9 protein-coding genes are annotated in these 17,487 nt (G+C 37.4%); 6 read left to right on the forward strand and 3 right to left on the reverse strand.

The window, feature by feature from the left end:
• Window positions 1-241 precede the first annotated feature (241 nt).
• The 5 genes from BM327_RS12630 (at window position 242) to BM327_RS12650 (ending at window position 13,901) form a co-directional block, all read left to right on the forward strand.
• On the forward strand, window positions 242-1,225 hold the full coding sequence (locus BM327_RS12630; RefSeq protein ID WP_170853757.1) for a sensor histidine kinase: 984 nt from the start codon (window positions 242-244) through the stop codon (window positions 1,223-1,225).
• Window positions 1,222-2,463 (forward strand): sensor histidine kinase, encoded by a 1,242-nt coding sequence (locus BM327_RS12635; RefSeq protein WP_090250826.1) that lies wholly within the window; start codon window positions 1,222-1,224, stop codon window positions 2,461-2,463. Before BM327_RS12630 ends, BM327_RS12635 begins: the two co-directional genes overlap by 4 nt.
• Window positions 2,460-3,134 carry a LytR/AlgR family response regulator transcription factor gene (locus BM327_RS12640; RefSeq protein WP_090250829.1) on the forward strand — a complete coding sequence of 225 codons (675 nt, stop codon included), beginning with the start codon at window positions 2,460-2,462 and terminating at the stop codon, window positions 3,132-3,134. Before BM327_RS12635 ends, BM327_RS12640 begins: the two co-directional genes overlap by 4 nt.
• A gap of 217 nt (window positions 3,135-3,351) precedes the next feature.
• Window positions 3,352-12,987, forward strand: coding sequence for a LamG-like jellyroll fold domain-containing protein (locus tag BM327_RS12645; RefSeq protein WP_170853758.1), 9,636 nt, complete (start codon window positions 3,352-3,354; stop codon window positions 12,985-12,987).
• Entirely contained in the window at window positions 12,987-13,901 is a 915-nt protein-coding gene (locus BM327_RS12650) for a T9SS type A sorting domain-containing protein (RefSeq protein ID WP_090250836.1), read from the forward strand. Before BM327_RS12645 ends, BM327_RS12650 begins: the two co-directional genes overlap by 1 nt.
• Before the next feature lie 142 nt (window positions 13,902-14,043).
• On the opposite strand, the gene BM327_RS12655 is transcribed toward BM327_RS12650, so the two are convergent.
• Window positions 14,044-14,694, reverse strand: coding sequence for a signal peptidase II (locus tag BM327_RS12655; protein ID WP_090250841.1), 651 nt, complete (start codon window positions 14,692-14,694; stop codon window positions 14,044-14,046).
• Entirely contained in the window at window positions 14,695-15,078 is a 384-nt protein-coding gene (locus BM327_RS12660; protein WP_090250846.1) for a TraR/DksA family transcriptional regulator, read from the reverse strand.
• A gap of 323 nt (window positions 15,079-15,401) precedes the next feature.
• Between BM327_RS12660 and BM327_RS12665 the strand changes: the two genes are divergently transcribed.
• Window positions 15,402-16,562 carry an iron-containing alcohol dehydrogenase gene (locus BM327_RS12665; protein ID WP_090250851.1) on the forward strand — a complete coding sequence of 387 codons (1,161 nt, stop codon included), beginning with the start codon at window positions 15,402-15,404 and terminating at the stop codon, window positions 16,560-16,562.
• A gap of 230 nt (window positions 16,563-16,792) precedes the next feature.
• Here BM327_RS12665 and BM327_RS12670 read toward each other — a convergent pair whose 3' ends face one another.
• Window positions 16,793-17,473, reverse strand: a complete 681-nt coding sequence (locus BM327_RS12670) for an alpha/beta fold hydrolase (protein WP_090250856.1) — start codon at window positions 17,471-17,473, stop codon at window positions 16,793-16,795.
• Window positions 17,474-17,487: the final 14 nt, after the last annotated feature.

Below are 17,487 nucleotides of genomic sequence, written 5' to 3' on the forward strand. Positions count from 1 at the left end.
GTTAAACCAGATTCTAAATTTAGGAATACACCAGGTAAACGGAACTTTTCAAGTGAAAAGATTACGCCTTATAAATTCCTTAGCGCTTCTTAACATCACTATTAATCTTATCGGTATTGTCTACCTTCTATTTGTAGAAATAACTTCGCGAGAGCAACTTTTTCACAGCTTTTTTACCTTCAGTATACACTTCCTTTTTCTCTATTTAAATCACAAAGGCAAAATAAAAATCACTTATTTATTGCTGCGCATTTTTATGGTTTGCTCTACCCTCGCAATTTTTCTTGTATATGATCTTGATTTATACACCAAGATTTTATTCGGTTTTGGAGCTTTTGGATTTGTAAATGTGATCTCTGACAGCAAAAAAGAAATTAAAATTGAAGCTCTTGTTTTCCTTTTGATAATAAGTGTAGGTTCCTATCTCCAACTTTCACAGTGGTACACCTTTATTGCCGACTACAATTACGAAAACAATGTCACTTTACAATTTGCTTCTGTGTTCTTAATTGGGTTGACTTTATACTATTCCTTTTCCCTAAAAACTGAAGCAATATCATATTACAATGAATTAGAAAAAGCAATAGAGACCAACCACCAGCAAAACAGAGAACTTCAACAAACAGTAGAAGACAAAGCCTTATTGGTGACCGAAATCAATCACCGTGTAAAAAACAACCTGGAGTTAATCTTAAGTATATTAGAGCTTCAACTCGACAAGGTAAAAGACAGTAAAACCCAGCGATCGCTATTAGTGGGGATTTCACGTATTAAATCTATGGCATCTCTTCATCAATTATTGAATGAAAAGGTAGACTATACAGCAGTAGGCATAAAACCTTACTTGGAGAACTTGACTTCTAAAATTCTAGAACTTCATCCTGAACAACAAAGTTTAGCCTTAGAGACCTCTTTGTGTAATTACAATATGCATGCTCAGGAAGCACTCGCTCTTGGATTAATTTTTAATGAAGTTATTACCAATTCCATACAACACGCTAAAAGTTCAACGGGCAAGAATATTTTTCAATTAGAAAGTAAATTAACACAAAGTCATTTCATCCTTTCATTTAAAGACAATGGAAATATACAAACCCTAAACTTTAAAGAAAATTTAGGGCACAAACTTATTCAGCTCCTCACCAAACAATTACAAGCTGAACTCACTAGAGAAATTGACAATGGCTTAAAAACCACTCTTAAATTAAAGCGTAAACAACCTTGATATATAAAATTTTAAATACCGGCTTAACCCAAGATCTGGATTATTTCCAACGTACTAGTATTAGAATTGTAAATGGAGTTGCCCTTTGTTCCTTATTTACCACTGCAATTGCAGAAGGTTATATCCTGTGGAGTATAGGCATAGTTCCAAGTGGATTAACCATAGCCATGGCCACAATAATTTTTGCACTCTCTTATCTATTTTTAAATAAATACCATTTTTACGACACCTCAAAAAAACTGCTTGCTTTTAATGCCAACCTCACCTTAATTGTAGTGTTTTTACTGGTTCATCCCGACTTAAGAGCAGATGACATGTTTTTAGTCTTGATTCCACTATATATAGGAATATTCAAAGAACTAAAGACCATCCTTACCTTATCCATGATTACTTTAAGTATTTACATGGTAGGGATTTACTTCTCCACTTTTGTAGAGCATGACTATCTAATGACATTTTCTGATGAAAATAAAGTAATCGTTCGTATGACTTTTCTAAGCTTAACGCTTACTTTACTTTATACTACAACCTTGTTTTTCAAAAGGGGAACTGAAAAGTCGAGGTTAGAAATTGAAGCAAAAAATGAAGCGCTCACTCAACTATTGGCAGCCAATAAAATTCAATTGAGCGAATTAAAAAAAGGTATTGAAGAAAAACAGTTTTTATTAAGCGAGGTTCACCACAAAGTAAACAACAATTTACAAGTACTGTCGAGTATCCTTCAACTGCAAGAAGGCGAACAACAAGAGCCTAAAGCCATTCTTTCTCAATTCTCAAATCGCATCAATTCACTATCACTTATTCACAGACAAATTTACCAAGAAGAAAATTTCGAATCCATTGCAATCACTCCACTCATTCAAGGAATAATACTCCAACACTACAATTCTCAAGAGTCATCCAAGATATCCTTTGAATTAAAGCCATCCAACTTTCAATTGAATATAGCTAAAGCATCAAGTTTTGTCCTGTTCATGAATGAAGTTTTTCTATATGTTAGTGAACAAGTTAACACACAAGCTTTAGACTTTATAAATCCAGTTTTGATGGAATGTAAGCATAAACATGATCTACTTTATATTCATCTAAATTTCTCTCCAGACTTCTGGCGTTCTGAAAAAATACAAAACAACACCATTAATGAACAACTCATGAAGCTTTTAGCCAAACAACTGAAAGCCGATTTAACACTCGATACGAATAAAGGAATCCACCTACAAATTGCTCTACCTTTATGAAGACAACATTAAACTTACTCGTCGTTGAAGACGAAACTATAATTGCAGAAAATTTAAAACGTATCCTTATCAATTTAGGGTTCCCCAATATTTATATAGCTAACAATTATGACGAAGGGGTATTCCTCTTTGATAAAGAGCAAATTCACATTGCCTTGGTAGACATCAATTTAGGTTCACAAAGTAAAACAGGGATAGAACTTGCGCAATACATGAACGAAAATGGAAAGGTGGCTATTGTATACATTACGGCTAATTCAGATATGCACACCTTAGATAAGGCTAAAATTACTCGTCCTACTTCCTACCTTCTTAAGCCTTTTGATAGAAAAGTAATTCAATCTACTTTAGAAATATTGGTATACAATGAATTTTCTTCTGTAGAAAAAATTAAGCTCAAAGATCAAAGTGGTACTACTTTGATAGATCCACAAATCATTGACTATATAAAATCTGATGGAGGCTATTTAGAAATTTTCACTCCTGAAAAAAGATATGTCTACAGAGACACACTCAAAAACATTTTGGAATTGTTGCCAGAAACCTTTGTACAAGTACACAAATCCTTCCTTGTAAATAAAAGTAAAATCTCAAAAGTTAAGGGAACTTACATTGAAATTAACCAGGAGGAAATTCCCTTGGGAAGAAATTATAAAACGAATATTTTTTAGGAGAATTCTCCCTTTACCTGTTGTTCATACACAGAAAATTGTCGTTGACAATACAAGTTTTCCAGAAAAGAGACCGATAATATACTTTCGAATTTGAACACTCAAATTTTGAAAGATGATGAAATCACTACCCTTAATTAAAACACTGCGGGGATACCTACTGTTCCTGTTCTTAACCCTTACTTCCTTTTCATCCTATGCCCTAAACATAGGACAGATGGAGGTTACGAACCCCGATGCTGGCAAAGTCTTTATTAAATACAGAGCAGGTACCTACAATTGTTATTCAGGCGTAAATGTATTTGTTCGTGCAACTGTTTATATTGATGGCGTACAAAAAGCTCAATGGGGAGGTTATAATACTGGATATGGAGATCAAACCTTTCAAGATGAATTCGAGGTAACTCCAGGTAATCATACCGTTGCAATTGATGTTGATAGAGTTGACTGTACTGTTGACCATAACTTTGTGAATCACCACCAAGATTTATCACAACCAATTGATGTCGGTGATGAAATTAGTAATTTAAATATGTCACCTTCAGGCAACGATCTGAACGTAAATTGGTCAGGTGCTAACATTCAAGGTGAAGTTTTACATCTAAGGTTAGAAGTGAAAAATGATGCCGGACAATGGGCAACCACTCAACTTGAACCAAATTTATCACAGAATACAACAAATCATACTTTTAATAACATCGTCCAAGGACAAGAATACCGTGTACAACTCACCCAATACTTACCGTCAGGAACAACCTACAGCCAATCCAATACTACAACCCTTCAATTACCATCTAGTTGGGAAATCACCGGGTTTCTAACTAGTACCGGTTCTAATGGAATAAATATCTCATGGAATCATCCATCGGCAAAAGGACACATTATAAATCCTGGCACTCAAGAAAATGCATATTACATCCTAAAGAGAAGAGAGAAAGATTTAGGTGCCAACTCGTTTAGTAATTGGAGTACAATATTCGGTGCTTCAAGCTCAAACTCCGTCGATCTAGGAATAGCTAGCTATACTGATAATAGTGTTAATAATTGTAAAACCTATGAATACAAACTCTCTTATGTTGTAAACAAACACCACCTCATCAATAAGGAAATAGATGTAGTAACTAATCAACACCACTACCCATCAAGCTACCCTTCACCTATACTTACACAGGTTCAAGGGTTTGATGTTACCCTACCTGACCCATGTTTAGAGGAAGTTCAAATAGAATGGAATGATATACCGAATAGACATGGCTGTATTACCTATTGGTTTGATATTATCAAAGAAGTTAAAGATGCCAATGGTAATTTCACTTCTCAAGGCTATATTATTAACTCTAATAATTTTAACAATCCAAACCAATTAACACCTAATTCTGGTCAATATTCATTTACAGATAACAACGTTACAGCAGGAACTACTTATAGATATAAAATAAGAATTGTTGGAGACCCCCAAACACTAGGCTATGTTTATACGGACTATATCACCAAAGAAATTATGGTTCAAGGTCCTATAACAATTACAAATTCTAACATAAACGCAAGTGTTACCAACAATACTTCAACTGCCGGTATAGATATTTCTTGGGTAGATCCAACCAACAATGAAACAGGTTTCACCCTTATTAGGAGAGATTTAATAGATGGAAGTAATATTAGTATTCCCTTACCTATTAATTCAACCTCCTATTCGGATTTAACTTCCAACAGTAATGGTCCTGCAATTTGTAACAATTATGAATACGAAGTTCAGGTCACAAACAATTGTGTAAACGACCTCACGATAGGAACGATTGATTCATTGCCAACAGGTGCAGATTTAAAACTTGCAAAAGATATACAAGACACCTACGATAAGAATGCCTTAAAAATTGACAAAGGCTACAATAAAGATGTTATCAATTTAGAATGGACCGTAGCCAATAATGCTACTTCAATTACCAATCAGGAAATTTGGAGACATGAAATCAACGCAATTGATACCGTTTTAATTGCAAGTTTAACAGGCGGACAAAGAAGCTATTCTGATAACGCAGCACTCCCTAACAAACAATACCAATACTTCCTTCAAGGAAGTGCCACTTGTGAAAACCTGAGCAATGAAACCAATATGGTTAATGGTATAGGTTTTAGATCTCCGTATGGTATCGTTACAGGGAACATTGAATACACTGGAGGTCTTGCAGTACCAAATTGTAAAGTTTCAGCTTCTGGGTTAAACTTGAATACAGGTAGTATTAGTTTCGATGGCAACAAAGATTACGTCATGCTTGTAGATACGGCAAACAGTATTGACCAAAATTTTGTACAAGAACGTAAAGACCTTCAATTCTTAAGTGGCAACCAGGCAAAATCAATTGAATTTTGGATTAATAGTAATGATTACTCGGGAGCTTCAGTATTTAGAATTGGTGCAACGAATGGTGCTTTAATCCTAAAAACTCCAACCAACAGTTCAACTGCTACAACTTGGCAACTAGTATCTGGAACACAAACCTTCAGTTTCAATTTAGATATCCCTACCAACGAATGGCACCACTTGGCAATAACCTATGATGGTGACAGCCTTCGATTGTATCACAATGGTAGCAACTATACCATGGACAGTTTAGAAATGAAGTGGCAAAACTCAACGAACATTTCCATGTCATTTATGACCATTGGTGCAAACGGTGTTTTTAGTCCTACTTGGCAATCCTTTAATGGTAAAATGACGGAAATTAGATTTTGGAGTGATGCCAGAACAGAAGATGAGATTAATCAGTACATGAATTCTTATTTAAAAGGAGACGAAGATAAGCTCGAAATCTACTACCGTACCAATGAGCAAAGTGGAAAGTTCCTTTACGATGCATCTTTCGATGCAAACGGATACCACCGAAGACACGCAGAGATTACACAACATTACAATGTCTTTGATACGAGTTATTACAACAATACCAGTTTTGTGTCAGATGTCCCTCCTGCAGACAAACTAGGAGCGATTGCACTTACCGATAACTCTGGTAACTATGTAATTCCAAGATATCCTTACTCGAATTCAGGTGAAGTGGTTACCATCGTTCCTTTCATTCCTTTTCACCAATTCCAACCCAATTCTAGAACGGTATTTATTGGAGAAAACACACCTGTTGCCAACAACCAAGACTTTACCGACATCTCATCTTTTGATGTAACGGGAACGGTAATGTATGCTCGTGATATCAACAACGATGGTGAAATTACAGACGGAACTAACGGAACATTAGATGAAAGAGAAATCCCTGCAGAAGGTTTAATGCTTTATATAGATGGTCAGGCCGCAATTAAAGATGGTCAACCTATTTACACAGATCAGTCTGGTAACTATGAAATAAGTGTACCTATTGGAGAACATTTCATTTCTATTGAAAAGCCTAATCACGAATTTGCCGTAGGTAGATTCCCTGAAACTGGATACTGGGATTTCCAAACTCCGTTGTCTGGTGTTGACTTCATCGATAAAACTCAAATCACTATCATCGGTAAAGTGGCTGGTGGAGCGAATGAAGCCGAAAAAAAAGTTGGTTTTAACAACGGAAAAAATAACCTTGGGGTAGCAGGGCTAAAATTTGAATCTACTTTATTTAGCTTTTATGCTGATACGATCTACACAGATTCTACAACGGGAGAGTTTCAGCATCAAATCTATCCCTTGGCTTATGAAATTAAAGGAATAGACATCGATGATGTTATTATTCCAACCAATCCCGAATTCAATAATTTTTTCAATGCTGAGTTAGTAGACTATACAAACACTCCTCCCCTTCAAACAAAAACAGATTCTGTTTTCAACAACGATGGAAGTTTAGCATTTGTAAACACATTAGATTTCCATGTTGAGAAATCATGGAACTATAGAAGTCCACATACTTTGATCGTAAGTAATTTAGATGATGGTCCCGTTACTGGTGTTGACTACATTGCCAAATTAACAGCTGATGGTCAAAAGGATTCTGTTTCCACTTCAGGATTTGATTATGATGTGTATCAACAAAATCATGAATATGCATTTAAAATTAGGGCAACAGAAATTTACATCAATAAAGATTTAGACACCGTTGATTGGGTATATGATACTTTAGGCGCCAAAGATGTTACCATAAACATAAACAACAATATGGCTACTAATCCTACAAGTTCATTCACCATGGACGAGACGGGAGAGTACATTTACAGCTTTATTGCCGGAGATCCAAACACAGCTACGCTTATTACCGATTCAATAGGTCCGAACGACTTTACAAAACACATTGACATTACTTCTTCTTACGGAAGTGCTTCAGATGTATGGAATTATGATGCCTATGTTGTGGGGTCAATTTTATTAGGTAACAGTTTTGCCACACAAGGTCCTGATATTGTTGAGCACGTTTTAAGAGACCCTCCCGGATCCAATTCTACAGCTTCCATTACGCAGGGTTCAACCTTCTCCTCAGAGTATACATGGGGAATCGTTGGGTCAACAGGTCTTGAACATAGCATGGGAGTGAGTGTAGGAGCTGACTTTACAATGGGTATTGGTATTGGAACAAGAACAGACATTGAAAGCTCAGTGACTGACAATTACACCTTAAACACCTCTGCTGGTGGAGGAGAATCTTACACCCAGGAAGTGACTATTGAAGAAACCATATCTACAAGTAGTGACCCTTATTATGTGGGGGCTGATGGAGATTTATACATTGGTAAATCATACAACATGAACTTTGGAGTCTCTAATAATTTAACCCTACTTCCTCAAGCCGTTTGTGATGCAGGAGCTGCGTGTAAATCAGATTCTTCTATCAGTATTAATGGAACAAAATACAGAATAGGGTTACAAAAAGGGTTTACTATGAGTCCTACAGGATACAACACCTACTTTGTTTATTCTGAAAAACACATTAAAGAAGAGTTAATTCCAGATTTAGAAGAACTAAGAAATCAAGAACTTCAAAAAAGTTATTATACTGTTCACTTCACCAATACAAACGACCCTAAATTTGGGTCTAACAATGACGACTTATTGTGGGGTGGATTAGCTTCTACTGGTACACCATACCAAAAGGAGGCTGCAGATACAACAGGACCGAGTTACACTTTCTCTAGAACGTGGGGACCCAATGAAGTACAAACCGATTCGGTGCGTTGGTACAACCAACAAATTCGTTTATGGAAAGAAGCTATTGCCAAAAACGAAAAAGAAAAACTTAACGCGATAAATGGTCAGTCTTACACAGCAGCCGGAAATAATGGAGCAATTGGGAATGATACAGACAGAAGTGGTGTATTACTTAACCAAGAAGTAGATGAACTTGAAGAAAATATTTCCTTTAGTTCAGGAACAACTGTAAACCGTTCTACAACATTGACCAATGCCATTTCTTGGAATAGTTCGTTTGAAGTAAACGTTTCTTACGAATTAGCATTGGAAACTGAGGCCAAACTCAGTAATACGGGAATCACTACCAATCACAGTATTTCACTAGGTTTGGAACAATCTAACGCTTGGTCTACAGGTACAGTTAGATCTACCAACTTTGCATTCACATTAGAAGACAACGATGTTGGTGACTTCTATTCTGTAGATGCTTTGGATGGAGGATCTGTAAACGGACCTATCTTTAAAATCCAAGGAGGGCAAACTTCTTGTCCGTACGAAGCTGCAGATTCAACAGATTTCTACAATCCTGGAACTCCTTTACAAATTGCTACACAGCAAAGAGATCTTCCTGCAGTAACCATTACACCAGGAACACAAGTCGGAATACCTGCAACGCAAGCCGCAACCTTCCAAATAACGATGTCTAACTTAAATCAAGATGATGACAGATACTATAAATTGGAGGTGGATCAATCTTCAAATCCAGATGGTTTAATCCTTCTTATCGATGGTTTAAATCCAAATCAAACGTTCTTAATCCCTGCAGGGTCTAGTATTATCAAAACATTGACGGTACACAAGGGACCTGTTGAATATGATTACACAGACGTTCGACTTGTATTAAAATCAGATTGTGAGTCTTCCATTCAAGATGATGCGAGCTTTAACGTAAACTTCATACCTACATGTACTCCCGTAGAATTTGTAGGACCTAACCAAAACTGGGTGCTCAACAACTCAAATTCAGATACACTTTCTATTTTATTTGATCAGTATGACGTAAACTTTCCAGATTTTGAAAAAGTCGTTTTCAAATACAAAGCTGCAAGCTCATCGTCATGGATACACGCTGAAGAATTCTTCAACCAAAGTTCAGCAGGTACAGATACTTTATTGCTTGCTGCCGGTGGACAAACTTCCTATGATTGGGATGTTTCCAACTTGATTGATGGACTTTACGACGTTCAGTTAGAAACCGTTTGTCCTAACAATGTGAAAGCCAACTCTACCATCCTTACAGGAACGATGGATAGATTGAGCCCTCACCTCTTTGGTCAACCTTCTCCAGCAGATGGAATACTTTCGCCAAATGATGAAATTATGATCACTTTGAACGAAAGCATCAACGACGGTTTATTGAATCAAACCTTGAACTTCGATATAAGAGGTGTGTTGAACAATACAGACATTGAACACTTTACGTCGCTTTACTTTGATGGAACAGACGAATTAAATGTTCCTGCGGGTATAAATCTAGATGATCAACCCTTTACAGTAGAATTCTGGGTAAAACGCGATGTTTTACAAGCAGGTTCTATCGTACGTCAAGGTACAAGTACAAACTTCGATTTAGGGTTCGATGCAAGTAATGCTTTAAGTTTGACAATTGCAGGAAATACCATTAACGCAGGCGCAATAACAGACAATAACTGGCACCACGTTGCAGTTATACATGATGGAACTTCTACCGATTTTATGATAGATGGTTCTACTGTTGGTTCTGGTAGTATTGTGAACAACTACGATGGAACACTTGCAACATTAATCGGAAATGGGTTTTCTGGAAACCTACAAGATCTACGCATCTGGAACGATGCCCGTACGCTTACCGAAATTCAATTGAACTATTTGAAAGAGTTAATTGGAAACGAACAAGGATTAAAAGCTTACTGGAAATTCAACGAAGGAAATGACCTTATAGCTACCGATTATGCGCAAGAAAGAAATGCCGTATTCAATGGAGCTACATGGTCTTTTGCGCAAGATGCAAGATCGTTAAGCTTTACAGGAACCAACCACCTAGAAATTAATTCTAGCACACTTGCTTTATCGAATGAAACAGACTTCACCCTTTCTTTCTGGTTCAAGGGAGCAAATGGTTCAAACCAAACGCTATTTTCTAACGGTAAAGTAGATGCCAGTGGTGTTGGATTAAATCCAAATGCTTGGGCTGTTTATGGAAATGCATCTGGTTTGTTAACCGTTGCAAATAACGGTCACGTTCAACAGGTATCTGGTCTCAATTATTTCGATGACAATTGGCACCACTTTGCCATTGCCGTGAACCGACTGGGTAACACAAATATCTACATGGATGGTACTTTGATAAACACCTATACTTCAAACAACTACGATGGGTTTGGTGGAAGTAAAATGTACATCGGTGCTTATGGTAGAATGGAAACAAGTGGAGAAACTATAGATCAGGAATTTACTGGAAATATAGATGAAGTACGCTTGTGGAATGCCGCGAGAAAAGAAGATCAAATAGCTAGAGACAGATTCAATAGACTCTCTGGTGATGAGTTTGGATTGTTAACTTATTTCCCTTTTGAAGCTTACCAAAACAACGGTGGAGTATTAACACTTCAAGAAACATTGGGAGATCAAAACAATTCATCTTTACCAGGCTTAACGCCTTTAACGGCAAACATGATAGGAGCAACTGCTTTTGACCAAGTGGTTCCAGCCATTAAATTCGAGCGTCCCGTACAACCCGTTAACTTTAATTACGCGGTGAATGATGATGCAATCATATTTACCATTAACGAACCTTTCGAAAGAATAGAAAACACACAGTTAGACATTACGGTTCGAGACGTACGCGATGAGAATTTAAATGTAATGGAAAGTGCTGTTACGTGGTCTGCTTATATAGATAAAAATCAGGTTTACTGGTTAACGGATTACCATGAAGCAGACATTCTATTGGGTAATGCCTATAGTTTCGATGCAACCGTTGTAAACAGTTCTGGAAGTACAAAAACCATTAACTTGAGCAATTTGCCTTCATGGTTGAGCGCGAATCAGACTACTGCGCAACTCCCAGCTCTGAGTCAAATGGACGTTACCTTTACTGTACAGCCAGGGTTGAACATTGGTAATTATCAAGAAGAACTTGCCTTAAGTTCAGCAGGAATAAACTTCAACGAAATGTTCAACTTAAAAGTGAACGTTTCAGCTCAAAGTCCAGATTGGAACGTAACCACAGCTAATTTCGATTACAGCATGAGTGTTATCGGTACGATCATCATTGATAATGTGTACACCAGTGATGTAAACGATAAAATAGCCGCATACATCGACAATCAATTGGTTGGATCTGCAGACATTGTATATCACCCTTCTTCTGATAGGTACCGTTTATATTTAGATGTTTATTCAAACAGTACAAATAACGATACCATTAGCTTTAGAATTTGGGATGCAAGTGAAGGGTTAATACTCGAAAATGTACTTCCTAAACTAAACTTTGTTTCTAACGGATTAGAAGGAACAGTTACAAACCCAATTGAGTTCATAGCTGGAGATTACATAGTGAACGAATACAATTTACAAACCGGATGGAACTGGATCTCTATTAACTTGATTCAAAACAACTCTGCCGTACCAAGTGTATTTGCAGATTGGGCTCCACAGAACAATGATGTGATACAAGCCAGAGATAATTTTGATCAGTTTAGTAATGCCACGGGTTGGATAGGTTCACTTTCTAATGCAGGAGGCATCAACATTGAAGAATCCTATAAATTGAAATCTGCAACTGCAACGGACTTCGAAATCATCGGGCAAGAAATTGATGTAAACACCATGAGTATAACCGTGGTTCCAGGTTGGAACTGGATAGCATATTGGGGAAATAGTATCATCTCTGTAAATGAGGCCTTGGCTTCATTAAACCCACAAGATGGTGACATCGTTAAAGGTCAAGTCGGTTTTGCGGTCTATGATACGCAAGATGGATGGGTTGGTTCATTACAATCTTTAGAGCCTCGTGTGGGTTACATGCTTCAATCGCAAAATGGAGGAGCTTTATACTATCCTCAATCTTCTCAGATTGATATTTACAGCCCTACACTATCTAGCGTTGAAACAGCTATGAAAGATCTTGAAATTCGACCGCAAGCCTTCGAAAACAATATGTCTATGATTGCTTACTTGGATACGAATCTCAATATGAGCGACTATTATTTAGTTGCCGTTGATGAATTTGGAAACAACGTTGGTGTGAGTAATTCTACAGTTGTTAAAGGAAAGGAATATTACTTCTTAACTCTTTATGGAGGTCAGTTAACGAACTTGAATTTTGAATTACACGGAAAACATTCAGAGCACGTACTTAAAGTTCAAGAAAGTATCAATTTCAAGAGTAATGACATGGTGGGTAGTTTAGACCAACCTCAATTACTTACAATTGGCGATCAGCGAACTTACCAAACACGAGTTTACCCAAACCCAACACAAGGCGATGCAACGCTTTCGATGTACTTTGAAAACGAACAACACATTAACATCTCCGTAATCGACGCGTTGGGTAAACGTTGTGATGTAAACACTTTCAATGGTAAAGTTGAGGCAGGAAGCTTCTCTTACACGCTAAACTTAAACAAGTTAAGTCAAGGTGTATACACCGTAATCATAGAAAGCGATGCTGGAATGGAAACCCTAAAAGTAACCCTACAATAATGAAAAATATGAAAAACAGTTTAATATGCACCCTAATCATCAGCACGTGGAGCTTGGCCTTTGGTCAAGCTCCTAACTGGTCAGTTGATGGATCTTTGTACGCCCATAACATGAACATTACGGCTACACTGTTCGACAACTGTGTACAAGCCATGGAGATGGATGATGAAATAGGAATATTTCTTGGAAATGACCTAAGGGGTACTGGCAAATGTTCAAATGTAAACAATGGTGAAGGTATCATCTTCATTACCTTGTACAGTAACGTGGCCAATGGAGAAGTTTTAACCGTAAAATTTTATGATGCGAGTTTAGATCAAACTCTTGACTTAACAGACAATGACATCACATTTGTGTCCTCAGACGTTCTGGGAAACATCACCCAACCTCATCAATTTTGGATAGACTTAAAACCACTAGCAGTGAGCATAACCAACAACCAAGGTGAACTAGCCTACAGCGGTGATAGCATTGGAATAAATGGACTACAATACCAATGGTTAAAAGATGGAGTCCCTGTTAATGGAGCTAATTCGGCGACCTATACACCTATAGAGTCTGGTGATTACAGTTTACAAGTAACCGCTCCAGGATATTGTGAAGAAACTTCCAACATTGAGAATGTCTTTATAGACGTTACAGGCATAGAAGAAAACTCATTGCTTCGCATATTTCCCTATCCTGTTCCTGCTGACAACCAATTGAATTTAAACTTCCCCAACACTTTGAATGATGAAGTTTCAATCCTTCTTTTTAACAGCTTAGGTCAGGAAGTATATATGGACACAAAAAAAACACTGAACACTTCAACCTATACCCTTCCTACAAGTGGTTTAGCAAACGGTGTATATCATCTAAACGTGATCCACAAAGATGAGCGTTACAGATCTAAAATAAGCATACAACATAAATAGTTTAACATTTTTCAAACAAATCGAACCTATAACCCTTATGCTTGCTGCAACTGATTAAGCGCACTTTTAGACACGAATAATTAACCACAAAAAAGGGTTTCCCAATCGAGGAAACCCTTTTTCTATTTCTTCTAAAAAGTTCTTATTTATTGAAGTATCTCTTTTGACGAATTACCACCATCAAAATTCCTACTGTAATTGCTCCATCCGCTAAATTCCATATTGCTGGAAATATTTGTCTTCCTCCTAACCAAGGCGTTCCTTCAGGCCATTCTGCATCAAACTGAAACATGTCAACCACGTTCCCTAACAAAAACCCTGTATTACGCGCCTCTACTTGATGTTCTACACCAAAACTAGTGCACGACATAAAGTTGCCAGAACCTTCCAATTGATTAAAAGGTATGCATGGATCAAATGTAAAGATGAAATCATACAAAGCAGAATCAATTAAGTTACCTGTAGCTCCAGCGAGCACAAAAGAAAGTGCAACCAGATACTCAGTTTTAACACCCTCCTTGATTTGCTTTATGATGTAATAAATTATTCCTCCTATGGCTAAAATTCTAAAAATAGACAATGCCAACTTTCCAACTAAACCTCCGCCTAAGGTAGTACCAAAGGCCATTCCTGGATTTTCTGTATAATTCAATACAAACCAATCTCCGAGTATAGGCTCAGAAGGTGAATACGGACCATAGTTGTTTTTTACCCATATTTTAATGACTTGATCTGCTATCAAAACAAGCAAAACAAATAAACCTACGAGTAGGAACTTTTTATTTTTCTCCATCTAGCTTCCTTGCTGATTTTTAGCATCTATGCTTAAGGTAGCATGCGGTACTAATTTCAACCTTTCTTTACGAATCAACTTTCCAGTAACTCTACAGATACCGTAAGTTTTGTTTTCAATTCTTATTAAAGCGTTTTTCAAGTTTTGGATAAACTTCTCTTGACGTGCTCCCAATTGAGCAACCTCTTCTCTAGATAAAGTCTCAGAACCGTCCTCCATCATGTTAAAAGTTCTACCCGTATCATCTGTACCGTGATCATCTTTATGAGAAAGAGACCCTTGTAACAAATCTAAATCTTCTTTTGCTTCTGCTAACTTCACTAAAATCAATTCTTTGAATTCTTGAAGTTCTTCGTCTGAATATCTTGTTTTTTCTTTGGCCATGGTGTTCAGTTTTTATCGTTTAAACGGCTTAGTTACTAGGAAAACAAATATAACCTAAAAAGGGTTGCATGCAAGTCTCAGCCTCACTTTTTGAACGCTATTTATGCACAAGATATTAACCATTTCAAAATCAAGACATTTGAGAATAAGTCAATTCGCTTTCCCTCAACTTCCCCATTCCCTTACTAAAATTTACGTCTTTTGGTCTTCTTCTCCAATTTCTCGCGAAAAAAAGCAATTCTACTTTGTACTTCTCGTTGAAGACCTAACTTTGTTTACCATCAAGTCAAGGAGAAAATATTAACGTATAATACATACTTAAGATGAACAATTTTGATTACTACAACCCCACAAAGGTTGTTTTTGGAAAAGATACATACGAGAGAATTGCCAGTGAAATTGCCCTACACACCAAGGGTAAAAATGTACTCATCACTTATGGTGGCGGAAGCATTAAAAGCAACGGTGTGTACGATAAAGTAATGGCCTCTTTAAAGGAATACAATGTTTTAGAATTTGGAGGTATAGAGCCTAATCCACAATACGAAACTTGTATGAAAGCCATAAAGCTTATTCAAGAAAATGAAATTGATTTCGTACTTGCTGTGGGTGGAGGTTCTGTAATAGATGGAACAAAATTTATCGCGGCAGGTGCTACCTATGCAGGTGATCCTTGGGACGTATTGATGCGCAAAGAAGGATGTGCCTTTACAGATAGTCTTCCTTTCGGAACGGTGCTTACGCTTCCAGCAACAGGATCAGAAATGAACTCTGGAGCGGTTATCTCCCGCGATGAATTAAAGGAAAAAAGAACCATGGGCGGACCGCAATCTTTCCCTAAATTCTCTTTCTTAGATCCAACAGTGGTTGCCACGCTTCCTAAACGACAAATTGCTAACGGTATCACAGATGCCTTCATGCATACCCTCGAACAATACTTAACCTATCCTACAGAAAACAAATTACAAGAGCGTATAGCTGAAGGTATTTTAATGACTTTAATAGAAACAGCTCCGAAAGTGATGGAAGATCCATCAAATTACGAACATGCAGCTAACCTTATGTGGTGTGCTACCATGGCGTTGAACGGTACTTTACGCGCTGGAGTAGCCTACGATTGGGCCACGCACATGATAGGGCACGAACTTACTGCACTGCACGGTATAGACCACGCCAGAACTTTGGCAATTATTGCCCCACGTTTGTACGAAGTGAAATTTGAGAATAAAAAAGAAAAACTCGTTCAATACGGCGAGCGTGTTTGGGGAGCAACAGACAACAAAGCTCAAGATGCTATTGTGAAAACCAAGTTGTTCTTTGAGTCACTAGGAATAGACACCAACATTTCAGATTACGATACAAATAACGCAGATACCCCAAAAATTATTCGTCAACGCTTCGAAGAAAGAGGTTGGACAGCCTTGGGTGAGCGCGGAGATTTAACTCCGAAAGAAGCAGAAAGAATTGTTGAAATGGCTTTGTAACAAGTCATTTTATAAAAGTTAAAAACCGATGTTCTCAGTAGAGCATCGGTTTTTTAGTATGCTAATTTGACAAACGGCCGGGTCTTCCACTGTAGTCTACCCCTCAAAGCTAAAGTTGTTTATTGGGTTTTTCTTCACTCCTAATAGTCGTAAAGCCTCACCCAAAACAACTAAATCTTTTAGCGGCAGCGCTGCCGTTACACCCCCTGTTTGAATTTTACAATAAGTGCTTAAAAATCCTTGATAAACTTCACCAATACTTCAAGATCAACAGATTCCAACAAGTGCTTGGCACCCTCTATAACCTCCACAGTTGCATGGGGTAATAAGTTTGCTATCTTTTCTGTCTCTTCTCGGGAAACCATATGATCTAAACTGGCCCAACCAAGTTTAACCTCATGTTGAATTCTCGTGAAATCCTCATCCATCAAGCGAGCACCTTTTCCCATGTTAAGCATCATTGCTGCAGTTTTGGTCATGACCAATTTCCAATCTTGTGGTGCGTGTTCTTGTTTTAATTTCTCCGCAAAAACGGGCACTTTCTCCTCTACTTTTTCTGGGTTAAGCATTTTCACCTCTTTTGCAGCAGCTTCTTCTGTCCAATCGAATTTAGTTCCTAAAGTGATAATCTTTGCGATTGCTTCTGGTTTTTTCAAGGCTGCATTCAAAGCAACATAACCTCCCATACTATAGCCAAAAATATGAGCTGTAGTAATTTCATGCTCCTCCAGGTAATCCAACAAATTATGGCTGAAGTGCTCTATAGAATATTCAACTTCCAAGGCTTTGCCTCCATGACCGTCAAAATTTAGGGTATGCACATCAAAGTCTTCTGCTAATCTTTCTTTAAGTGCTACAAATTGTTGAGCGCTTCCCAAAGCACCGTGTAAGAGTATGAGGGTTTGTTTCATGTCAAAACTTTTAA

This window comes from Lishizhenia tianjinensis, assembly GCF_900116425.1.
GTDB classification, from domain to species: domain Bacteria; phylum Bacteroidota; class Bacteroidia; order Flavobacteriales_D; family Crocinitomicaceae; genus Lishizhenia; species Lishizhenia tianjinensis.

Excerpts from the sequence above, each read along its gene's own strand:
- BM327_RS12640 (WP_090250829.1), top strand. The coding sequence starts at position 2,460 with ATGAAGACAACATTAAACTTACTCGTCGTTGAAGACGAAACTATAATT.
- BM327_RS12645 (WP_170853758.1), top strand. The coding sequence starts at position 3,352 with ATGGAGGTTACGAACCCCGATGCTGGCAAAGTCTTTATTAAATACAGA.
- BM327_RS12650 (WP_090250836.1), top strand. The coding sequence starts at position 12,987 with ATGAAAAATATGAAAAACAGTTTAATATGCACCCTAATCATCAGCACG.
- BM327_RS12655 (WP_090250841.1), bottom strand. The coding sequence starts at position 14,694 with ATGGAGAAAAATAAAAAGTTCCTACTCGTAGGTTTATTTGTTTTGCTT.
- BM327_RS12660 (WP_090250846.1), bottom strand. The coding sequence starts at position 15,078 with ATGGCCAAAGAAAAAACAAGATATTCAGACGAAGAACTTCAAGAATTC.
- BM327_RS12665 (WP_090250851.1), top strand. The coding sequence starts at position 15,402 with ATGAACAATTTTGATTACTACAACCCCACAAAGGTTGTTTTTGGAAAA.
- BM327_RS12670 (WP_090250856.1), bottom strand. The coding sequence starts at position 17,473 with ATGAAACAAACCCTCATACTCTTACACGGTGCTTTGGGAAGCGCTCAA.